At 51.4% G+C, this 23,116-nt stretch carries 16 protein-coding genes and 2 pseudogenes; 6 read left to right on the top strand and 12 right to left on the bottom strand.

Annotated features, from left to right (window positions below):
- The first annotated feature begins 2 nt into the window (after positions 1 to 2).
- Positions 3 to 1,544, top strand: coding sequence for an exopolyphosphatase (gene ppx / locus OGY19_RS03400; RefSeq protein ID WP_048210938.1), 1,542 nt, complete (start codon positions 3 to 5; stop codon positions 1,542 to 1,544).
- On the opposite strand, the pseudogene OGY19_RS03395 reads toward ppx, so the two are convergent.
- Positions 1,524 to 3,793, bottom strand: a pseudogene (locus OGY19_RS03395) (sensor domain-containing phosphodiesterase). The gene ppx and the pseudogene OGY19_RS03395 sit on opposite strands and share 21 nt — an antisense overlap.
- A 366-nt stretch (positions 3,794 to 4,159) precedes the next feature.
- Between OGY19_RS03395 and OGY19_RS03390 the strand changes: the two are divergent.
- The 4 genes and pseudogenes from OGY19_RS03390 to OGY19_RS03375 all read left to right on the top strand — a co-directional run bounded on the left by OGY19_RS03390 (position 4,160) and on the right by OGY19_RS03375 (position 7,178).
- A complete protein-coding gene (locus OGY19_RS03390; protein ID WP_071887371.1) occupies positions 4,160 to 4,363 on the top strand; it encodes a YfgG family protein in 204 nt (67 codons plus the stop codon).
- Between the two features lie 387 nt (positions 4,364 to 4,750).
- Positions 4,751 to 5,086, top strand: a pseudogene (locus OGY19_RS03385) (mechanosensitive ion channel protein MscS); the annotation flags it as partial.
- A gap of 235 nt (positions 5,087 to 5,321) precedes the next feature.
- A complete protein-coding gene (locus OGY19_RS03380) occupies positions 5,322 to 5,990 on the top strand; it encodes a YaaW family protein (RefSeq protein WP_115601673.1) in 669 nt (222 codons plus the stop codon).
- Positions 5,991 to 6,023: 33 nt separating this feature from the next.
- Complete coding sequence (locus OGY19_RS03375; RefSeq protein WP_061068328.1) at positions 6,024 to 7,178, top strand: hypothetical protein; 1,155 nt, start codon at positions 6,024 to 6,026, stop codon at positions 7,176 to 7,178.
- 950 nt (positions 7,179 to 8,128) lie between these two features.
- Here OGY19_RS03375 and guaA read toward each other — a convergent pair.
- Both guaA and guaB read right to left on the bottom strand, forming a co-directional pair.
- Positions 8,129 to 9,706, bottom strand: a complete 1,578-nt coding sequence (gene guaA / locus OGY19_RS03370) for a glutamine-hydrolyzing GMP synthase (protein WP_048224996.1) — start codon at positions 9,704 to 9,706, stop codon at positions 8,129 to 8,131.
- 63 nt (positions 9,707 to 9,769) lie between these two features.
- Positions 9,770 to 11,236, bottom strand: a complete 1,467-nt coding sequence (gene guaB / locus OGY19_RS03365; RefSeq protein ID WP_048210934.1) for an IMP dehydrogenase — start codon at positions 11,234 to 11,236, stop codon at positions 9,770 to 9,772.
- 160 nt (positions 11,237 to 11,396) lie between these two features.
- On the opposite strand from guaB, the gene xseA reads away from it, so the two are divergent.
- Complete coding sequence (xseA, locus tag OGY19_RS03360) at positions 11,397 to 12,770, top strand: exodeoxyribonuclease VII large subunit (RefSeq protein WP_115601671.1); 1,374 nt, start codon at positions 11,397 to 11,399, stop codon at positions 12,768 to 12,770.
- Here xseA and OGY19_RS03355 read toward each other — a convergent pair.
- The 9 genes from OGY19_RS03355 to rodZ all read right to left on the bottom strand — a co-directional run bounded on the left by OGY19_RS03355 (position 12,767) and on the right by rodZ (position 22,885).
- The gene (locus OGY19_RS03355) at positions 12,767 to 12,982 is read right to left on the bottom strand and encodes a zinc ribbon domain-containing protein (RefSeq protein ID WP_115601670.1); all 216 of its coding nucleotides are present in this window, start codon (positions 12,980 to 12,982) and stop codon (positions 12,767 to 12,769) included. The genes xseA and OGY19_RS03355 overlap by 4 nt on opposite strands.
- 52 nt (positions 12,983 to 13,034) lie before the next feature.
- Entirely contained in the window at positions 13,035 to 14,069 is a 1,035-nt protein-coding gene (locus tag OGY19_RS03350) for a Gfo/Idh/MocA family oxidoreductase (protein WP_286596228.1), read from the bottom strand.
- A gap of 63 nt (positions 14,070 to 14,132) precedes the next feature.
- Positions 14,133 to 15,674, bottom strand: coding sequence for a peptide MFS transporter (locus OGY19_RS03345; RefSeq protein ID WP_115601669.1), 1,542 nt, complete (start codon positions 15,672 to 15,674; stop codon positions 14,133 to 14,135).
- Between the two features lie 289 nt (positions 15,675 to 15,963).
- A complete protein-coding gene (der, locus tag OGY19_RS03340) occupies positions 15,964 to 17,436 on the bottom strand; it encodes a ribosome biogenesis GTPase Der (RefSeq protein ID WP_048210929.1) in 1,473 nt (490 codons plus the stop codon).
- Positions 17,437 to 17,554: 118 nt separating this feature from the next.
- Positions 17,555 to 18,733, bottom strand: coding sequence for an outer membrane protein assembly factor BamB (bamB, locus tag OGY19_RS03335; RefSeq protein WP_048210928.1), 1,179 nt, complete (start codon positions 18,731 to 18,733; stop codon positions 17,555 to 17,557).
- A gap of 10 nt (positions 18,734 to 18,743) precedes the next feature.
- Positions 18,744 to 19,364, bottom strand: coding sequence for a YfgM family protein (locus OGY19_RS03330; RefSeq protein WP_005120429.1), 621 nt, complete (start codon positions 19,362 to 19,364; stop codon positions 18,744 to 18,746).
- A gap of 13 nt (positions 19,365 to 19,377) precedes the next feature.
- The gene (hisS, locus tag OGY19_RS03325; RefSeq protein ID WP_061068334.1) at positions 19,378 to 20,652 is read right to left on the bottom strand and encodes a histidine--tRNA ligase; all 1,275 of its coding nucleotides are present in this window, start codon (positions 20,650 to 20,652) and stop codon (positions 19,378 to 19,380) included.
- A gap of 110 nt (positions 20,653 to 20,762) precedes the next feature.
- Positions 20,763 to 21,881, bottom strand: a complete 1,119-nt coding sequence (ispG, locus tag OGY19_RS03320; RefSeq protein ID WP_003037720.1) for a flavodoxin-dependent (E)-4-hydroxy-3-methylbut-2-enyl-diphosphate synthase — start codon at positions 21,879 to 21,881, stop codon at positions 20,763 to 20,765.
- A 26-nt stretch (positions 21,882 to 21,907) separates the two neighbouring features.
- On the bottom strand, positions 21,908 to 22,885 hold the full coding sequence (rodZ, locus tag OGY19_RS03315; protein WP_115601667.1) for a cytoskeleton protein RodZ: 978 nt from the start codon (positions 22,883 to 22,885) through the stop codon (positions 21,908 to 21,910).
- Between the last annotated feature and the right edge of the window lie 231 nt (positions 22,886 to 23,116).

Here is a 23,116-nt window from a genome sequence, read left to right as displayed (position 1 = left end):
CTATGCCAATACACGACAAGTCTCCACGACCGCAGGAATTTGCTGCGGTCGACCTTGGTTCAAACAGTTTCCATATGGTCATTGCCCGCGTGGTTGATGGCGCAATGCAAATTATCGGGCGACTGAAACAACGCGTACATCTGGCGGACGGCCTTGGCGCGGATAACAAGCTAAGCGAAGAAGCGATGGAACGCGGATTAAGCTGCCTGTCGCTGTTCGCCGAACGTCTGCAAGGCTTTCCCCCGTCAAGCGTATGCATCGTGGGAACCCATACTTTGCGTCAGGCGCTGAATGCGCCAGATTTTCTCAAGCGAGCGGAAAAAGTCATCCCCTACCCGATTGAGATTATTTCCGGTAACGAAGAAGCCCGACTGATTTTTATGGGCGTGGAGCACACCCAGCCGGAAAAAGGTCGCAAGCTGGTTATTGATATCGGCGGCGGCTCAACAGAACTGGTGATCGGCGAAGATTTCGAGCCTAAACTGGTCGAAAGTCGCCGTATGGGTTGCGTCAGTTTTGCCCAGATGTACTTTCCGGGTGGTGCGATCAGCCGGGAAAACTTCCAGCGCGCCCGTATGGCGGCAGCGCAAAAGCTGGAAACGCTCACCTGGCAATTTCGAATCCAGGGCTGGAACGTTGCACTGGGAGCTTCAGGCACCATCAAAGCAGCCCATGAAGTGCTGCTGGAAATGGGTGAGAAAGATGGTTTTATCACCCCTGAACGTCTGGACAAGCTGACAACAGAAGTCCTGAAGCATACGTCATTTGAGGCACTCAGCATGCCGGGGCTGTCAGAAGAACGAAAGGCGGTTTTTGTTCCCGGTCTGGCAATACTGTGCGGTGTTTTTGATGCCCTCGCTATTCGTGAACTCCGGCTTTCCGATGGCGCGCTGCGTGAAGGTGTACTGTATGAGATGGAAGGCCGTTTTCGCCACCAGGACGTTCGTAGTCGTACCGCCAGCAGCCTGGCAAACCAGTACAACATCGACAGCGAACAGGCCCGGCGCGTGCTGGAAACGACCATGCAAATGTACGACCAGTGGCATACACAACAGCCCAAACTGGCCAATCCTCAACTGGAAGCGTTACTGCGCTGGGCAGCGATGCTGCATGAGGTTGGGCTGAACATCAACCACAGCGGACTGCATCGCCACTCGGCTTATATTCTGCAAAACAGCGACCTGCCAGGTTTCAACCAGGAGCAACAGCTGATGATGGCGACCCTGGTTCGCTATCATCGTAAAGCGGTTAAGCTGGATGATTTACCCCGCTTTACGCTGTTCAAGAAAAAGCAGTTCCTGCCGCTAATTCAGCTGTTGCGACTTGGGGTATTGCTCAACAACCAGCGCCAGGCAACCACTACGCCGCCGACGCTCACGTTGATTACCGACGATAACCACTGGACGCTACGCTTCCCGCACGACTGGTTTAGCCAGAACGCGCTGGTGCTGCTCGATCTGGAAAAAGAGCAGCAATACTGGGAAGCCGTCACAGGCTGGTGCCTTAAAATTGAGGAAGAAAACTCACCCGATATCGCTGCGTGAGTGATCGACAGGTGCCAGCGTGACTGGCACCTGTTCTTCCAGAGTTTTATGCAGCGGTCGCGGCTCACCAATCAGATAGCCCTGCAAATAATCAATCCCCAGAGAAATCACCGCACTGCGTATTTCTTCGCTTTCAACATACTCCGCGACCACCAACATTTTTTTCATCCGCGCCAGGTGACAAATCGAGGCCACGATTTGGTAGTCGAGACTATTTGAGATAATGCTACGGATAAAGCTTCCGTCAATCTTCAGGATGTCGGCACTCACATTTTTCAACCGTGCATAGCTGGCATAGCCGGTACCAAAATCATCGATTGCAATCTGACAACCCAATGATTGCAGCTGCAGTAACGTTGCCTGTGCCTGTTCCGCATTGGTTAAGGCGTTGCTTTCCGTGACTTCAAAAATCAACTGCCACGCTTCAACCTTGTACTTAACCAGTAGCTGGTTGATGTCATGCGGAAGTCGGGCGCGACATATCGACGTGGGTGACAAGTTAATGGCAAACCGATGAGCGGGCATTTTCTCCCGATTCTGCACCATAAATTTCAGCGTATTTTCAATGACCCACAGATCAATGCTGGATGACAAGCCAAACTCATGGGCTACCGGTAAGAAATTATCAGGAGCAATCGTTTCACCTTCATCGCCCTGAAGACGCAGCAGGATTTCATGATAAACATCGCCGCGTACGCCAGAAATCGGCTGTGCCATCAGGAAGAAGCGATCATGCTCCAGTGCCTGCTGCAAACGATTCATCATTGCCACTTTATCTTTCAGATCCCGCTGCAGGTGCATTACGCCACGTCGCAGCAAACTCTCCGGCATATTGGTTGCCAGCGAGAGCTCGGCGATGGTGCTTAACTCCCCCAGTAACAGATAAATGTGGTTAACGGGTGAGCGAACATAGCAAAAACTGATCCCAACCTGCGGTTGCAGGGGCATGCCATCCCAGACAAAACGGAATTGCCTGATATGTTTGTCCAGCGCTTCAATACGCTGCTGATGTGACTCAGTATTAAAACGCAGTATTAAATCATTACCAGATAATTGAAAAACATATTCATCTTGTTCCAGCAACGGCGCTATCCAATGTGAGAGTTTTTGCTTGTACTGGATACGCAACATAATACCGTAGTTTTTCACCAACAGTTCCATGCCCGGTATACGCAGAAAACAAAGCACTGACCATGGCGCTTTTTTCAGCGTTCGGTTCAATGCCCGCAGGTTTGGCAAATGCACCATCGGATCAAAATATGCCAGACGATGTGTGCGTCGGGTGACAAATCGCTGACGCGTTGCCAGCACGGCAATGTAATTTACGATGAAAGAAAAAACGAGGTAACTCGAAGAGGTAATTGCAAGTTGTGTATCGTAACCCGAATACCAGGGCATATAGCGCTGATAATAATGAATGGCAGTTATCAACACGACTGTCCATATCATTGAAATAAATCGGTAACCGTAACGCATTGCGCCCCATAACATGACGGGCAGTAACAGAGATAAGGTATAATTTGTGCTGAATATCGAACTCTGTTCATTTAACGGCATACACAACAGAGCCATCAATAAAGTCAATATTATCAACCAGACAGCAAACTCTGTTCGCGTTACTTTGGTGTCAAATTGCTGCTTTAATTGCGAAAAATAGCCCCGTATATGCAGCGGGTTTCGAATGGTTCGGATGATAAAATAGCATAGAGGTATACCAACAAGGTTCCCTACCAGCATAGCCTGGTAGTTGATCAACGTTCCGGTATTAAAGGGCATGACGCCCACCATACCTGATTTGCTCTCGTATACGCCAACAAACGCAGCGAACTGGAAGAGAATCAGGAATAGCGTTGCCGGACAGAAAACCTGCCAAAATATTCGCTGAAACATCAGATGGGAGTCGCCGTGCGCCACGTTGTTTCTCCGGGGAGCAAAACTTTATATCCGCCCCAACTAAGCACCACTGTAACTATAAAGTGCGTAATAATTGACAGCGTTTCAAATAACCCAACCTGCGGATATTTGTACCAACCGATAGCAATGATTATTCCTGGCAGTGCCGCCCAACTAAAAAACAACATCAGGCTAATCATCAGCGCTAAAGGCAGGTAAAAAAGGATGACTGTACCGGTACTAATATGTGCGTAGGTATTGGCAGTGCTCAATAACGGCAACAGTAAAGATGGTAAGATGAGGGGCAGCGCCCACCATTTATCTCTAATATTTATATAGTTTTTATTGAGTTTCATAGATGCTCAGTAGAATCCCTCACATCATGTAGGGGTATTTTCTGTGAAGGGCATTCAGACAGGCATCCCACCTGACTTTAAAACTATGATGTAATACACATCACAATGACTCATCAATTTTAGTTACGGATAACCAACGGGGTTTGATATATGTCAAAAAAAATATCCCCCATTAATCAATTATTACCTTTTTCTTTATTTATGATCGTTTATTCATTATTAATGCAAATAATAATATTAATTTCCATAACATAAGTGGATAAAACCGTTGATGCAATTTTACATAACGAAGAATTGACCATTCCCTCTTAGTGTGCCTTAATGTAAGTATCGCCCACTGGTTGGGTACACTTTAAGGAACCTTTTGTGAGCCAGGTTACCAGCCTACGCAAACGACACCGATTTAACAGTCGCATGATCCGGATCGTACTGCTTATCAGCTTCATCTTCTTCTTCGGACGCTTCGTCTACTCTGCTATCGGTGCGTGGCACCACCACCAGGACAAGAAAGAATCCCAGCAGACCACCTTGCCGCAACAGACTTCTCCTGCTCAAACTGACGAACGCTGAACGCTCGTATCTGTGATCCCCTGTCTTAAGATTCCTTACCGGATGGCTAATCGCCTGACATTTAACCATCCGGTAAGGGATTTGAGCGATGAAACAAGACGCTGTCTTACCCACCACACGCACTGAGTTATCGGATAAAAGACCGTGTTTTTCGCACAAATGCACAATCTTTTAATCCCACTTCACCGCACCATTTGCGCTCATTTTTACGTTCTTGTTTACTGGACATAAAAAAGACAAATACAGTTCAAACAGACGCTAATTAATATCGCCAGCATATATCACTGACGTATACATCAATGTTTTGCATGAGAATTAAATACTTATTTGAATCGTTACCATTTTTGAACACAAACAGGATAATACTATGAGTAGTTTTTCATTTTTCCCCAAAAATTCATTATCGCCATCATTGGCATAGGCTACCAGAGTCGGATTGCGGAAGTGAAACGCGTCATTACGCATATCATCGAGCAGGATGAACGCGTTGATCGGAGTCGCGGTATGACCGTGCATCTGGGCGAACTTGCCGCCTCATCGCTTAACTTCTATGTTCGCGTTTGGGTGCGTAACGGCGAATACTGGAATACCTATTACGATCTGCTGGAAAACATCAAAGAAGCGATGGATGCCAACCATATCGACTTGCCCTATCCGCAGATGGATAGCCGTGCTCAAAACGCCCCATCACAATCACAGCCTCACCTGCAGATTGTCGATTAAAATATTTATTCCATCTGCTGGGCCGCATTAGCGTTGACTAATCGCTTAAACACCCATCCTTAGATAAAATTTAAAAATTAAATGCTAAAAAAGAAACCGTAAATATCATCATCGTTACATGTTTCCATGTCTCACATTACAGGCTACAAAAAACAACCTCCTCCCCTCCCCAACATATCTGTACAATACTCTCTATCGTTTTCTATGCTTTATTCATGATGAAGGAATCCATAAAATGGAACAACCGGTCAAATGTGACCCACATATCCTGTCGTTACTGAAAAAAACCTCCCTCAATCACATTGACTATCTGGTCGACGTTCTGACAGACAACGGTAAAGGCCGGGTAGCATTATCATCGTCCGTTAAGGACTTACTACTCGAAGAGAAGGCAGAACGGGACTACAGCGAGCGTGGGCTGCGGCATCTGCTACATGAATTGCAGGAATATGGCGGACACTCGCTCGTTAATATTTTCCGCAGTGAGCCATTGCCTTATTCTGAGTTATTAACCGATGTTCATAAAAAGCTCAATGGCAAAGACAGCAAGAAAAAAAATAACGCCACAAAAGAACGGGAAATCGTCCTAAGTTTGTTTGGTGATGACTGGCAGTCATTAGCCGATCATGAACGTTGGGAGCGCTGCACAGAAACGAAAGTTATCTCCGGTTTTTTCAAGATGCAGGATAATCTGCGCATAAACGATAAAGGGGTTGTTATCGGCCTGTCAGCTGCGGCAAGCGTAGCGGCATTTACCGCGCTCCGCTTACATCCCGTCACTGCTATCGTCAGTACGGTCAGCCTTGCTAACCAAACGCTTGGGGAGGCATACCGGGTGACAATTCCGTTCATTGCTCATATCGCGATGCTCAACATGCTTCACTCGCCCAAAATAGCGCAGTAAAAATACCGTAACTAATCGAGCAGAATTCACCCTATGTCAACTTTAGCGAATAACAATCAGATACCTGAGCAAGAAGCGGCCTTCGAAGTGGACATCGTCGACGCGCAAAATAATGCCCTGGTGAAAATACACAGCCAGCCTGGATACTGGCAAGATCTTGCGCAACAGGACTCACAGACGGAACTGGATCCCAGCAGCATTTCACTCTTTAATCACTGGCTCAGTAGCGTCCCCACCGTCGCCACTGCCATTGCAGGTAACGCGACACAATTAATGACCTGTTCTTTCGAATACAGCCAACTGGTACAGGCGAAAGATGGCAGCGGAGCAATCGGTGCGGTACTTAATCCAGACACCAACAAAATTGGCGCACAAGCCCGATTTCACGAAGCTGAAAATCTGAAGTCGCTGGTCAATGCCAGCCTGGTTTTTAATATCGCGTCACAACTTCTGGCCCAAAAACATCTTGCCGATATTAATGAGAGACTGCGGATCATCGAACAAAAGATCGATTCGATTAAAGGCCATCTTGAACAATCGCGCCTCGCGAATATCCAGACTTTCCATGAACATCTCAATATTATTGGTTTATTACTGAGCCGTAATGAAATTATCACCAAAGAGTCACTACTGAACCTCGCCAAAAGCGCGCAGGAAGTGCGCTCGCAGGTTAAGCATCTTGAAAAGGATATCACTCAGGCATATCGAGAAATTGAACAATTTGAACCGACCAGTTGGTTTGGATCTGACGATCTCCGGGAAGCGCTCAAACTGAAAATCAGCAATGTTGAACGGTTGCAGCGTGAGTATCTGACGGGTATGCAATGTTTGTTAGTTGCTAATCTCATCCTGTTCATCAAGCATGACGGCAACCAAGAGTTTGTCCTGACAAGCGAATTATATTTAAAAGAACTGAATGCCAGCAACGGCATATTTCAGCAATGGGAAAAAATAAAACGTAAAGTCGCCCATCATCTAAGCAAGATGAAGCCATTATTTGAACGAACAAGCAGCACCCAGGCAAATGCCTTACAGGTAGAACGCAAGCTAAATCAAACGGATAGCCTACTTAATACTGATAACGTTTTACTTACACAACTCGGCGAACGCATCCAGGCAGCCCAATCACCGCAGGTATTGTTAGAGATTGTGGATAATAAGGTGCTGAGAGGTCGCTTTTTGCGTTAGCATACCGACGCTAACTAAACGTCAAGAATTGGCTATACAATACGAGATGTCGCGGCTGGAGCAGCGGCATCTCGCCAACCAAGAGGATGAAGGCGTGCTGGCGGTGATATCCACAAGTTATTGATATTTGGCAATCCCATTCTAATGGCGATCAACTTGAAACATACGCTATAAATTCTGCAAGAATATATCCAGTTTTAGTAATAACGATCCTTATTCAACTTTTAATCCTATCCCATTCCTTAACCGTGAATATTTTGCCCAAAATGGTTTTATTAACTGAAGAGAAACATTGTTTCCCGGCGAAAGACTATTGTGGATTTCAGCAAAAGATAGTTCAACATCGGATTCATATGCAATATTTGGAGCGCAAGACCTTGTTCAAATAATAAGCAGAGCATGGACTCCCAGAAGTAATCAATATGGATATTCATTATTATTAAATGATTTTCTTTATGACTCGACTTGGGATGCTGCACGAACGGCTATCAATAAAACTTTATCTTTATCTTTCCCAAGAACATGGGCACTACGCACTAACAGAGGGGCAGAATGGGAAGCATTGGGAATGCCAACTCATACCTCCTGAATTTTGGCTACCTCAGCTTAAACTTAGGCGTTGATGAAACAGAAAGCGCAAACATTTCAACAAGATTCCCTTAACCCTTTTTGCTCATGCGCGAGGCACTTTTCTGCCCAGCCTGATGGATCCCCAGCCTCATGCAATAAAATGCAGACCATTCGTCGCATATTATTGAAGGTAAAATTTGTGAAAGTTTCCGCATTTCTGATCAGATTTTACCATCACGTTTCTTCGCAGCAAGCGAGGTCCGGTGGGCGATACGGCCACATAGAAAATTAATGAATACACATAAATAAAAACCCTCTGTAAAAACAGAGGGTTGATTGCATTTTTACCTGTTCATGAAAACTCAGAAAGGGTTATCGGCTTATTCCCACTCAATCGTCGCTGGCGGCTTACCGCTGATGTCATACACCACGCGGGAGATACCGTTAACTTCGTTGATGATGCGGTTGGAAACGCGGCCTAAGAAGTCATACGGCAGGTGCGCCCAATGTGCGGTCATAAAGTCGATGGTTTCTACTGCTCGCAGGGAAACAACCCAGTCGTACTTACGGCCATCGCCCATGACACCAACGGAACGTACCGGCAGGAATACGGTGAACGCCTGGCTTACCTTGTTGTACAGATCAGCTTTGTGCAGTTCTTCAATGAAGATAGCATCCGCGCGACGCAGCAGGTCGCAGTACTCTTTCTTCACTTCGCCCAGCACACGTACGCCCAGCCCCGGTCCCGGGAACGGGTGACGGTACAGCATGTCGTACGGCAGGCCCAGCTCCAGACCAATCTTACGCACTTCGTCTTTGAACAGCTCACGCAGCGGTTCAACCAGCCCCATCTTCATCTCTTTCGGCAGGCCGCCGACGTTATGGTGAGATTTGATGACGTGCGCTTTACCGGTAGCGGAAGCGGCCGATTCGATCACGTCAGGGTAGATGGTGCCCTGTGCCAGCCACTTAACGTCTTCCAGCTTCAGCGCTTCTTCGTCGAACACTTCAACGAATACGCGGCCGATGATCTTACGTTTCGCTTCAGGATCGTTCTCGCCTTTCAGCGCGTCGAGGAAACGCTGTTCGCCTTCAACGTGAACGATGTTCAGGCCGAAATGGTCACCAAACATATCCATTACCTGCTGGGCTTCGTTCAGGCGCAGCAGACCGTTGTCGACGAACACGCAGGTCAGGTTTTTTCCGATTGCACGGTGCAGCAGCATCGCAGTCACAGAGGAGTCAACGCCACCGGACAGACCGAGGATAACTTTATCATTGCCAACCTGCTCACGAATGCGGGCAACGGCGTCATCGATAATTTTTGCCGGCGTCCACAGCGCTTCACACTGGCAGATGTCGCGCACAAAACGCTCCAGCATGCGCATGCCCTGACGGGTGTGGGTCACTTCCGGGTGGAATTGCACGCCGTAGAAGCGTTTTTCTTCGTGCGCCATGATAGCAAACGGGCAGCTGTCGGTGCTGGCAACGGTCACGAAACCTTCCGGAATGGCGGTCACTTTGTCGCCGTGGCTCATCCACACATCCAGCAACGGTTTGCCGTCTGCGGTCAGGGAGTCTTCAATACCGCGGACAAGCGCGCTGTCGGTCTGAACTTCAACCTGCGCATAGCCGAATTCACGTTCGTTAGAACCTTCAACATGACCACCGAGCTGCATTGCCATGGTCTGCATGCCGTAGCACACGCCGAACACCGGCACGCCGGCATTGAACACGTACTCTGGCGCACGCGGGCTGTTTGCTTCGGTGGTACTTTCCGGACCACCGGAAAGAATAATACCGCTTGGGTTGAATTCGCGAATTTGTGCTTCCGTAACATCCCATGCCCACAGTTCACAGTAGACGCCCAGCTCACGTACGCGGCGTGCGACCAGCTGAGTGTACTGCGATCCGAAATCGAGGATGAGAATGCGATGTTTATGAATATTGTCTGTCATTGACGCTAATTCCGAGGCAAGTGAAACAAATTCGCCCGGCACAGAGCCGGGCGCGGAAACTTATCAGGAGCCCATGCGGTAGTTAGGGGACTCTTTGGTGATGGTCACATCGTGAACGTGACTTTCCTGAATACCCGCACCGCTGATACGGACAAATTCAGCCTGAGTACGCAGCGCGTCGATAGTACCACAGCCGGTCAGCCCCATACAGGAGCGCAGCCCGCCCATCTGCTGGTGAATGATCTCTTTCAGGCGACCTTTATACGCCACGCGGCCTTCGATACCTTCCGGGACCAGTTTGTCGGCGGCGTTATCGCTCTGGAAGTAACGGTCGGAGGAGCCTTTGGACATCGCGCCCAGAGAGCCCATACCGCGGTATGATTTGTAAGAACGGCCCTGGTACAGTTCGATTTCACCCGGGGATTCTTCGGTACCCGCCAGCATGGAGCCAACCATGACTGCAGCAGCACCTGCAGCAATCGCTTTCGCGATGTCGCCGGAGAAACGAATACCACCATCGGCGATAACCGGAATACCGGTGCCTTCCAGCGCTGCAACCGCGTCAGAAACAGCGGTGATCTGCGGTACACCTACGCCAGTTACGATACGAGTCGTACAGATGGAGCCTGGGCCGATACCGACTTTCACCGCGCTGCAGCCGGCTTCCGCCAGTGCGCGAGCACCAGCGCCAGTTGCCACGTTACCACCGATGATCTGCAGATCAGGATATTTAGCGCGAGTTTCACGAATACGCTGCAGTACGCCTTCAGAGTGACCGTGAGAGGAGTCAATCAGCAGTACGTCAACGCCCGCGGCAACCAGCGCATCAACGCGCTCTTCGTTACCTGCACCCGCACCGACAGCAGCGCCAACGCGCAGACGACCATGCTCGTCTTTACAGGCGTTAGGTTTACGTTCCGCTTTCTGGAAATCTTTAACCGTGATCATGCCGAGCAGGTGGAAGCTGTCATCAACAACCAGCGCTTTCTCAACGCGTTTTTCGTGCATTTTGGCAAACACGACATCGCGCGCTTCGCCTTCGCGAACGGTCACCAGACGCTCTTTCGGCGTCATGTAAACGCTCACTGGCTGGCTGAGATCGGTCACAAAACGTACGTCACGACCGGTGATGATGCCGACCAGTTCGTTATCTTCAGTCACAACCGGGTAGCCTGCAAAACCGTTACGCTCGGTCAGTTCTTTCACTTCGCGCAGCGTGGTGGTTGGCAGAACGGTCTGCGGGTCGGTCACCACGCCAGATTCGTGTTTTTTCACACGTTTAACTTCTTCGGCCTGGCGCTCGATGGACATGTTTTTGTGGATAAAACCGATGCCGCCTTCCTGGGCCAGGGCAATTGCCAGGCGCGCTTCCGTCACGGTGTCCATTGCCGCGGAGAGCATAGGAATGTTCAGGCGAATGGTTTTCGTCAACTGGGTGCTAAGATCAGCAGTATTCGGCAGAACGGTAGAATGAGCGGGAACGAGGAGGACGTCGTCAAACGTCAGGGCTTCTTTTGCGATACGTAGCATGGGCAATATCTCACCTGGGAGGTTATTAAATATTGCCGCGGCATTATACAGAGCGTAACCGATTGCATCCACACTTTTTTGCAAAAAAACCTTGCGCTCCTCTGTGAGCATGTTACTTTCGACTGAATAACCTGCTGATTTAGAATTTGATCCCGCTCACATGTTATCCTCTCAGACCACCTCAATTTTTACCGTAAGCCGCCTGAATCAGACGGTTCGTTTGCTGCTTGAGCAAGAAATGGGGCAAGTGTGGATCAGCGGTGAAATCTCCAATTTCACTCAGCCGTCCTCGGGTCATTGGTACTTCACGCTCAAAGATGACACCGCTCAGGTTCGCTGCGCGATGTTTCGCAACAGCAACCGCCGGGTAACGTTCCGCCCACAGCACGGGCAGCAGGTACTGGTACGCGCCAACATTACATTGTATGAGCCGCGTGGGGACTACCAGATAATCGTCGAGAGCATGCAGCCAGCTGGCGAAGGGTTGTTGCAGCAGAAATACGAGCAACTGAAGGCGAAGCTCCAGGCCGAAGGCCTCTTTGACCAACAGTTCAAACAGCCGCTCCCCTCACCTGCGCACTGCGTTGGGGTCATCACCTCGAAAACCGGCGCCGCGCTGCATGATATTCTCCACGTGCTGAAGCGTCGTGACCCTTCCCTGCCCGTGATTATCTACCCAACCGCCGTCCAGGGCGACGATGCGCCGGGACAGATTGTGCGCGCCATTGCGCTGGCGAACGCGCGGGGCGAGTGTGATGTATTAATCGTCGGGCGCGGCGGCGGCTCGCTGGAAGATTTATGGAGCTTTAACGACGAACGGGTAGCGCGGGCGATCTTTGCCAGCCGGATTCCAGTCGTCAGCGCCGTCGGCCATGAAACCGATGTGACCATCGCTGACTTCGTCGGCGATCTGCGCGCGCCAACGCCATCTGCGGCGGCCGAAATTGTCAGCCGCAACCAGCTTGAACTGCTGCGTCAAATTCAGCAGGGTCAGCAACGTCTGGAAATGGCGATGGATTACTATCTCGCCAACCGAACTCGCCGATTTACCCTGCTTAATCACCGCTTGCAACAGCAGCACCCTCAATTGCGTCTGGCCCGTCAGCAGACCGTGCTGGAACGACTGCGTCAGAGAATGAACACCGCTCTTGAGAATAAGATTAAACAGGCAAATCAGCGTCAACAGCGCATGCTGCAGCGTCTGAATCAGCAAACCCCGCAGCCGCGTATTCACCGCGCGCAAACACGTATTCAGCAACTGGAATACCGACTGGCGGAAAATATTCGCTCGCGCGTCAGCCAGCAACGCGAGCGTTTCGGCAATGCGGTCACGCATCTGGAAGCCGTCAGCCCACTGGCAACGCTGGCGCGCGGTTATAGCGTCACTACCGCGACAGACGGCAAAGTGCTGAAGCAAACCAAACAAGTGAAGGCCGGTGATGTGCTCACCACCCGACTGTCAGATGGCTGGGTAGAGAGCGAAGTGAAAGGCGTAACGGCGGCAAAGAAAACGCGTAAAAAAAAGCCGGATTAAACCGGCGCAAACTCCACGCGTTTTTTCGAGATAAGGCCATGACCGGTCTGACAGAAATAATCCACTGCGCCGCAGGCTTTTAACACTTGCAGTGGCAGATGGCACTCCGGACAGCGCGCTTCTAACGGAATAACTTTTTTGCAGTTTTCACAGTGCGCCACACCGTTTTGCTGTTCCAGTTCTGCGTGACATTCCGGGCAGTTCATTGACATGGTGACTCCTATAAAGGGCGTTCAGCTCTGCGCTAATTTTACCACGATACGCTTAGTGTGGGCCACGCAGCTGTTGCTGCAAGGTGAGTAATCGTTCAACCTCCTCCAGTCTGCGCTGCGTTGTGCGCCTCACCTCCTGTGGGTTGCGTTCAAACAGACTTTGCGCCCCCAGAATATGTTCCGCCAGACAATGGGCATAAATCGTGCCAGGAAGCTTCCAGCGACGCACAGCATCACCGTCAATCACTTCCAGTACATCTTCTGTACCGCGCCGGTCATGGCTGATAATACGACCATCGCTCAGATACAGACGCAAACATTTTTGCCCACCAGTTGGACCCGCGTACTTATTCAGCCAGATATCCAGCGGAATGCCGCTAATCTGCCCCTGAAGATGAGCTTCACCCTCTGCCGTGGTCAGGTCACTCTGGGGGATATCACGCCCCAGACGGTCTTTAGCACTCACTAACCGCAGCACCATCTCATTATTCCCTCCCAGATACCGTACCGTTTCCCGCAGCATTGCTAACACGTGCGTACCGATATCCAGAATCACGCCATCCGGGTGGCGAAGTTCACGCGTGTCCGGTTCACCGGTGGCAAAGTTAAGCGCTATCGGCTCCCCTGCGGTGTTAAACCCGCTTGGCTCCTGCAAGAAACCTTCGATTTTCACAATCTCGGCAAAAGTGCTGACCAACCCTCGCTTCACCGTTTCGATGCGCGCCATCCAGTGGTCTAGCGCCAGCACGCGATCAGCAACGCCGGGTTGAACCAGCAGCATTTTCAGTTTTTCAATTTGGGAAAGCGTGGCGACAATAGGTTTTTCAACCACGATACGTGCAATGGGAGAGGCCAGGGCCTGTTCAAGCACCTCAAGATGATGTAGGGATGCGGTCGTGATAAACAAAGTATCCAGAGGCTGAGTAAGCAGCTCTTCGAGCGACGTACAACGCGTCACGCCTGCTGGCTGTTTTGTGGGTTGAACGTCAAATCCCACGCAGCGTAGTGAATCACCGAACATGTTACGTAATGCAGGCAAGTATGCCGTTTCAACGACTGCGCCAAGTCCAACAAACCCAAACAGCATGTTCTTACCTCGAAAATTAAATGGCCGGGACATAACGTCTGCCCCGGCACAATCGAAGTGTTATCAGGCGCTGGTCACCGGTTTAGTTTGTGTATTCTCCAGCATGCGACGAATCGGAACAATGAGGACGATCAGTACTGCAGCGCAGATCAGCAGCGCAATCGAACAGCGCGCGAAGAGATCCGGCAGCATATCCAGTTGGTCAGCCTTCACATGGCCACCAATCAGACCCGCGGCCAGGTTACCCAGCGCACTGGCGCAGAACCACAGACCCATCATCTGTCCACGCATTCTTTCCGGCGCCAGCAGCGTCATGGTTGCCAGACCAATCGGGCTCAGACACAGTTCGCCAAGCGTCAGCATCAGAATACTACCCACCAGCCAGAATGGCGAAACGCCTGCACCACCATTATTCAGCACGTTTTGCGCTGCCAGCATCATCAGGCCAAAACCCGCTGCGGCACACAGAATACCGATAACGAACTTGGTGATACTGCTCGGGCGAATGTTCATGCTGGCAAGCTTCGGCCATGCCCAGCTAAAGACTGGGGCCAGCAGGATGATAAACAGCGCGTTAATCGACTGGAACCACACTGCCGGGATTTCAAAATCGCCGATCATACGATTAGTGTAGTCGTTAGCGAACAGGTTAAACGACGTTGGTTTTTGCTCAAATGCCGACCAGAAGAAGGCCGCGGAAACCAGCAGAATAAAGCAGACCAACAGTCTGGCGCGCTCTTTACGGTTCAGCCCCGCAAAGACAAACAGGTAGATGAAGTAGAGGGCTACGGATGCCGCAATCACATACACCAGCACGCTGGCTACCGCGACCGGGTTAATCACAATCACGCCCTGCGCAATCAGGGTAACAACAATTGCTACACCAACTGCCAGCGCCAGCAGCCACGTGCCCACACCGTTACGCTTCACAACCGGGCTGTTCCAGGTAGAGTCCAGCCCGACTTCGCTGTCGTAGCGTTTCATCGCCGGAACAGCAAATACGCGGAAGATAATTAACGCGACCAACATCCCGATGCCACCGATTCCAAAACCCCAATGCCAGCCATGAGATTTAATCAGCCACCCGGAGATCAACGGCGCGATGAAGGAGCCCATGTTGATGCCCATATAGAACAGCGAGAAACCGCCATCACGACGCGCATCGCCTTTTTTATACAGCGTGCCGACCATCACCGAGATACAGGTCTTGAACAGACCAGAGCCGAGCACGATAAACATCAGGCCGATAAAGAACAGGTTGTCACCCATGATGGCCGAGAGCGCAATCGACAGGTGACCAAGCGCAATCAGGATGGAGCCATACCATACCGCCTTTTGTTGGCCGAGCCAGTTATCCGCCAGCCAGCCACCCGGCAACGCGGCAAGATACATCGTACCGGCAAAGATACCGACAATCGCCGAGGCATTTTCACGCGCCAGCCCCATACCGCCGTCATAAACGGTAGCCGCCATAAACAGGATCAGTAACGGACGAATGCCATAAAACGAAAAACGCTCCCACATCTCAGTAAAGAACAATGAGCCGAGCGGATAAGGATGACCGAAGAAAGTTCGGCTTTCTTTTTGATTAACAGAGGATTGCATAATTCTCCCGAAAAGATATGTCGTGTGCTTGTAAACACCGTGATGTACGCCGGCCAGTTACGTAGCTGGTCGATTTTTTACATACGGCGAAGAGTTATTTAACCATTTGATAACCTGACAGTAGTTTTGTCTAGTACCAACCGGGTGACTTTAAGATGAAAATTCGACAATTGTCTACTTTCTTAGATTTAAACTTGGTAAAAAGCGAATAGTCATTGACAGCAAACAGACAGGTACAGGAGAAAAAAAAGCCCGCGATTTACGCGGGCCTCTATCGCCATCAGCAAGGTTACTTGCTTTTTTTGATGTGCTTAATCAAACGCTTACGCTTACGCATCTGCGTTGGCGTCAGTGTATTACGTTTGTTGGCAAACGGGTTTTCCCCTTCCTTGAACTGAATACGGATTGGTGTACCCATGACTTCCAGTGATTTGCGGAAGTAGTTCATCAGATAGCGCTTGTATGAATCCGGCAGGTCTTTCACCTGGTTACCGTGGATCACCACAATCGGCGGGTTATAACCACCGGCGTGTGCGTACTTAAGCTTCACACGGCGACCACGCACCAGCGGCGGCTGATGATCTTCTACTGCCATGGTCATGATGCGAGTCAGCATCGCGGTGCTGACGCGACGGGTTGAGCTGTCATACGCTTCGCGCACGGATTCGAACAGGTTACCTACACCGCTGCCGTGCAGCGCGGAGATAAAGTGAACACGGGCAAAGTCGATAAAGCCCAGACGGAAGTCCAGTGTCTCTTTTACCTGTTCTTTCACTTCCTGCGTCAGGCCATCCCACTTGTTGACGACGATAACAAGTGAGCGCCCACTATTGAGGATAAAGCCCAACAGCGAGAGGTCCTGATCGGAGATCCCTTCGCGAGCGTCAATCACCAGCATCACCACGTTGGCATCTTCAATTGCCTGCAACGTTTTGATTACGGAGAATTTTTCTACCGCTTCGGTAATTTTACCGCGCTTACGTACACCCGCAGTGTCAATCAGCACATATTCGCGCTCATCACGCTGCATTGGGATATAAATACTGTCACGCGTGGTCCCCGGCATGTCGTAAACCACCACGCGGTCTTCGCCAAGAATACGGTTAGTCAGTGTAGACTTACCTACGTTCGGACGCCCGACAATCGCCAGTTTGATCGGCAGATCCTGCGGATTGAAGTCGTCTTCAGGCTCTTCTTCGCCGTTTTCCTCGGCTTCCAGTTTCGCCCAGTATTCCGCATCTTCATCCACTTCTTCCTGCGGTGCGATATCATCCATCCACGGCAGCAGAACATGCTCCAGCAGGCTGAGGACGCCGCGACCATGGGACGCCGCGATGGGGTAAATTTCGCCCAGCCCCAGTGAATAGAAATCGACAACAGCCTGATCCGGATCGAGTCCGTCAGTTTTGTTGGCAACAAGGAAGGTTGGTTTCTGGCGCGCACGCAGATGCTTGGCAATGGCTTCATCTGCCGGCATCAGGCCAGCACGCGCATCCACCATAAACAGCACAACGTCCGCTTCTTCGATAGCCAGCAACGACTGCTCAGCCATTCGGGTTTCAACACCGTCTTCGGTGCCATCAATACCACCAGTATCAATGCAGATAAACTCGCGGCCTTCAATTTCCGCACGACCGTACTTACGGTCACGAGTCAGACCCGGGAAATCCGCAACCAGCGCATCTCGGGTGCGAGTTAGACGGTTAAATAACGTGGATTTGCCAACGTTAGGGCGCCCGACAAGCGCGACCACAGGTACCATGTTTAAAGCCTCATTTAAAAAATCATCAGACAACGGACGCTATTTTTGCGCCATTGTTAAAAACAGTAAAACGGCCCCTGCACCAGGAGCCGTTTTTCAAAGCGAGCGGCCAGGACGATTAACGCGTAATGGAGTACAGCGTACCGTCTTTCGCCTGGATCAGCAGTTTACCATCAGCAGCGACCGGCTCGGTCAGGAAACCTGAGCTATCGACTTTCTGCTGAGCGACAAAGCGACCATCTTCAACGTTAATCCAGTGCAGGTAGCCTTCGCTATCGCCTACGACCAGGTTACCGTTATACAGAGCCGGAGACGTCAGCAGACGGTGCAGCAGATCGCTTTGCGTCCACAGCGTCACGCCGCCGTCGGTGGTCAGCGCCAGCACACGGTCATTCTGATCAACCAGATAGATACGATTACCATCGACGATGAAATCATTCACCGAGCCGAGCTCACGTTTCCACATGATCTGGCCACTGCGCAGATCCAGCGCCGTCAGGTTACCATTATAAGCCAGTGCGTAAACTACGCCATTGACGATAACCGGCGTGGTATCGACATCACTCAGACGATCGATTTCGGTTGGGCCAGTGGCCTGAGAGATACGCTGCTGCCAAATCATCTGGCCCTGCTGCATCAGTACGGCACTTACGCGACCATTATCGCCACCCACAATAGCTGCGCCAAAGGCGGTCGCTGGAGCAGATTCGCCGCGCAGTGACAGAGAAGGCATATCGAGGTTAACGGTCCATTTGATGGCGCCATCAGCTTCGTTCAAGGCCTGCAACTGGCCGTTGCTGGTGTGGATTAACACCATGCCATCGCTCACCACCGGGCGAGACAGCGCTTCCCCGGCAACTTTCGTCTGCCATGCGGTTGTGCCGTCGCTGGTGTTCAGCGCATAAACCTGTGCTTTTTCGCTGCCAATATAAACATGGCCGCCGGACACGGTGACTCCGCCAGAAAGCTGAGCAGATGCACGGGAGAACCAGCCGTCTTTCTCACCCAGATTAACAGACCAGACTTCTTTGCCGTCGTCTGCGTTCAGCGCTTTCACCACACCGGCGCGAGAGGCAGCATAGACCACGTTATCCGCCAGTGCAGGATGAAGGTTGGAGTAGAAATCACCAATACCGTTGCCTACAGAAGTGCTCCAGGCAGTAGACGGAGTAAACTGGTTTTCAACCACCGGTAACGGGGACATCTTAACGACATCTTCTTCGCCACTAAACAGTGAACAGCCGCTCAATAGGGTAACGGAAAGCAGCCCTGGCAGAAGTAATTTACGCAATTGCATCGGGTCCCTCTCAGATGGACAAATTATTGATTTTCATCTGCATCATTTCGCTCAGAGCAGGAGAGGCATCGCTTTTCACACCCGCTTCCCATGCGCTACGCGCACCTTGTTTGTCGCCTTTGCTCAGCAACGCTTCACCACGCAGATCGGCCACAATTGCCGCCCACCCTTCACCTTTAATGGTATCGAGTGTTTTCAGCGCGGTATCAGCCTGCTTAAGCTGAACCTGAACACGAGCAAGACGCAGATTAAGCACCGCTTTGAGATTCTCATCGCTGGTGGCAGCCAGGCCTTGTTGTAACTGGGCCGCGGCTTTCTCTAGTTCGTTTTGGTCAACAAACTGCTGTGCCAGTTCCATTGACGCTAATGCGCCGTAAGTATTTTTGTTCTCTGCGGCAAATTTCTCTGCGGCAGGAATGCTATCAGGCTTACCTGCGCTAACCGCAGTCACCGTATTTTGATACGCCAGAGAAGCAGAGCGTGCGGACTCCGTCTGATGACTGGTCCAGTAACGCCAGCCGACCAGCGCGCCAACCCCTAAAATTACCCCAACAACCAGCGCTTTGCCGTTTTCAGCAAAGAAGCGTTTTACCGCATCAACCTGGTCGTGTTCGTTCTCGTAAATTTCCACGCTGTCCTTCTCCTTAGCCCAGTAGAGTGCGCAAATGCGTGGCAACGCTATCCTGCGCTACTGCCGTTTGCTCACCAGAGCGCAAATCCTTCACTACAACGGTACCGTCAGCCACTTCGGACTCACCCAGTACCAGTGCAACGCGGGCGCCCCACTTATCGGCGCGGGCAAACTGTTTCTTAAAGTTGCCGCCGCCGTGGTTTGTCATCAGTTTCACACCAGGAACTTCATCGCGCAGACGTTCTGCAAGCCGCATTGCCGCCGACTGCGTGTCTGCCCCCGAAGCGACCAAGTATATATCGACAACAGGATCGGCGTTAAATTCCGGATTAACTGCCTGAACTAACAAAACAAGTCGTTCCAGGCCCATGGCAAAGCCTACGGCCGGCGTTGCGCGGCCGCCAAGTTGCTCTACCAGACCGTCATAACGGCCACCTGCACAGACGGTACCCTGTGAGCCCAGGCTGGTAGTGACCCACTCAAATACGGTGCGGTTGTAGTAATCAAGACCACGAACCAGACGCTGATTGACGGTGTAGGCAATACCTGCGGACTCCAGCAGTTTGCACAAGCCCGCAAAATGCTCGCGCGAGTCGTCATCCAGATAGTCGCCCAGCGCAGGCGCGTCGTTCAACAGCGCCTGTACTTCCGGGTTTTTGGAGTCGAGCACGCGCAGCGGGTTGGTGTACATGCGCCGCTTACAGTCTTCGTCCAGTTTATCTTTATACTGTTCCAGATAAGCGACCAGCGCATCACGGTAGTTCGCACGGGCTTCAAGCGACCCAATGGAGTTCAGCTCAAGGCTGACATGCTGAGAAATCCCCAACGCACGCCACCAGCGGGCGGTCAGCAGAATGAGTTCAGCATCGATGTCCGGGCCTTGCAGGCCAAACACTTCGCAACCCAACTGATGGAATTGACGATAGCGTCCTTTTTGCGGACGTTCGTGGCGGAACATCGGCCCGATATACCACAGACGCTGTTCCTGATTGTACAGGAGACCATGTTCGATGCCGGCGCGTACGCAGCCCGCAGTGCCTTCAGGGCGCAGGGTCAGGCTATCGCCATTGCGGTCCTCAAAGGTATACATCTCTTTTTCAACGACGTCGGTGACTTCACCGATCGCGCGTTTGAATAACGGGGTCTGCTCTACAATCGGCAAGCGGATTTCACTGTAACCGTAGCTGCCGAGCACGTTTTTAAGAGTGCCTTCAATGCGCTGCCAGATGGCGGTTTCGCCAGGCAGATAATCGTTCATGCCGCGAATGGCTTGAATGTTTTTTGCCACGTTTATTCTCTTTATGGATATAAAAATGAACCCTCAGCGCTAACCCGGATAATACGGGCGCCATGCGGGTTCAATCATACACGGGAAGCACGCCGCTTCCCATCACGTTATTATTTTTCAAGCTGCTGCACGTCAATGCGTCGCGCTTCGTCGAGGATACTCGCTTTGGCGCGAATACGGGCTTCGAGCTGCGTGATCATGTCGTCGTTATCGAGTCGGTCCTTACGCACGCCGTCTTCATACAGGCCGCTTTTCTTGTTACCGCCCGTCACGCCCAGCGTAGAAACCAGCGCTTCACCAGGGCCGTTTACTACGCAGCCGATGATCGAAACGTCCATTGGCGTAATGATATCTTCCAGGCGTTGCTCCAGCGCGTTAACCGTACCGATAACGTCAAACTCCTGACGCGAACAGGTTGGGCAAGCGATGAAGTTGATCCCGCGCGCGCGAATGCGCAGCGATTTCAGGATATCGAAACCAACTTTGATCTCTTCCACCGGATCGGCCGCCAGAGAAACACGCAGCGTATCGCCGATCCCTTCAGATAACAGCAGGCCAAGGCCGATCGCGGACTTCACCGAACCACTACGCAGGCCACCAGCTTCGGTGATCCCCAGATGCAGCGGTTGATCGATCTGTTTCGCCAGCAGGCGATAGGATTCTACGGCAAGGAAAACGTCAGACGCTTTAACACTAACTTTGAATTGATCGAAGTTCAGACGATCGAGGTGATCCACGTGGCGCATAGCGGATTCCAGCAGCGCCTGCGGCGTCGGTTCACCGTATTTTTCCTGCAGATCTTTTTCCAGCGATCCGGCGTTGACGCCGATACGGATAGGAATATTTTTATCACGAGCGCAATCCACCACCATGCGAATACGCTCTTCACTGCCGATATTACCTGGGTTAATACGCAGGCAATCAACGCCGTATTCCGCCACCTTCAGCGCGATACGATAGTCGAAGTGAATATCGGCAACCAGCGGGACGTTAACCTGCTGTTTGATAAGCTTGAACGCTTCTGCGGCATCCATTGTCGGTACAGAGACACGAACAATGTCTGCGCCTACGCGTTCCAGCGCTTTAATCTGATTAACCGTCGCTTCCACATCCGTGGTACGCGTATTGGTCATCGACTGTACGGCGATGGGCGCGCCATCGCCGATCGGCACGTTCCCAACGTAAATGCGTGTCGATTTTCTACGTTGAATTGGAGCCTGGTTATGCATTAAAAAATCTCCCGCATTGCCGTCTGTTACTGAGCCGGTGATTGTTCGGCATTAACGGTCAGACGCGCAACCTGGTTAGTTCTGATAAAACGACTCAGATCGACAGGTTTACCCTGGAACTGAATCTGCACTGCCGCCGGAGCGCCAATTTTCAGTTTATATGGCGCCTGACCGACCAGATTCAGATTGCCATCTTTACGCTGCATGCCGCTGAACAGTTTTTTACCGGTTGCGTCGGTCACTTCCAGCCAGCAATCAGCGGTGAAATTCATCACCAGCGCGTTAGGATCGCCAGCCGGTGTAGTGACGCCAGCCTGGTCAGTCGGCAGCGGTGCCGCTGTCGCCGGTGCAGTGGGTGTGGTCGCTGCAGTATCAACATTGGCCTGAGACGGAGCCACAACGGCGTTTTGATCTGCGCCAGGAGCCGGAGTCGCTGCGGTATCCGGCGTTTGAGCGGCATCATCCGGAGCCGGTGTACTGTCCTGGCTTGCAGAGGCGCTGGTATCCAGCGGCACACTCTGTGCGTTATCTTTACCAGCATTCAGCTCAGCAGTGGATTGATCGGCCATGGTGGTGATCTCTTCCTGCTGCGCTTTATGGTTCTGCCACCACCAGGCACCGGTCAGTCCGACAACGACAAACAGTACCAGCCAGGTAAAGGTCATTAGCCAGCCGTCGCGTTTCTTACGACGCTTACCGAGCGAAAAACTTTGCATCGGTGCGACGTTGGCAGGACGAATCGGAGCCTGTTTTTCCAGCCCTGGCAACAGTTCTTCTTCAGGAATATGCACCAGACGCGCATAAGAACGGATATACCCGCGCAGGAATGTTGAAGCGAGATCGGCTGGTGCCTTATCTTCTTCAATATCGCGTACCGTGGAAACCTTCAGGCAGAGTCGTTCCGCGACCACCTGTTGGCTGAATCCGAGTTGTTCACGGGCATTGCGCAGACGAACGCCGGTGGAGAGTGCTTCATTTTTGTCGTGCGTGGCTTCAGTATTCATTCGCTACAGCTGCGTAATATTTGGGTTCTGATGCCGGCGAGCCACAATGCTCACCCACACCGCGAAACATCTGGTCAGTTAACCTTTGTCAGACAGTATAAAACCGTCAGACCATCAATGACAAAACAGCGTAAACCTGAGGGCTAAACGCTTGTTGCGCCGTTACATACTGCCTTAAAGTCGACAAAAACGCACCGTTATTATTGACCTGACGACAACAACAAAGAACCT

Origin of the sequence: Citrobacter sp. Cy070 (assembly GCF_030332245.1) — a bacterium.
In the GTDB taxonomy this organism is placed as follows: domain Bacteria; phylum Pseudomonadota; class Gammaproteobacteria; order Enterobacterales; family Enterobacteriaceae; genus Citrobacter; species Citrobacter youngae.
This window is presented reverse-complemented; position numbering and strand designations above follow the sequence as displayed.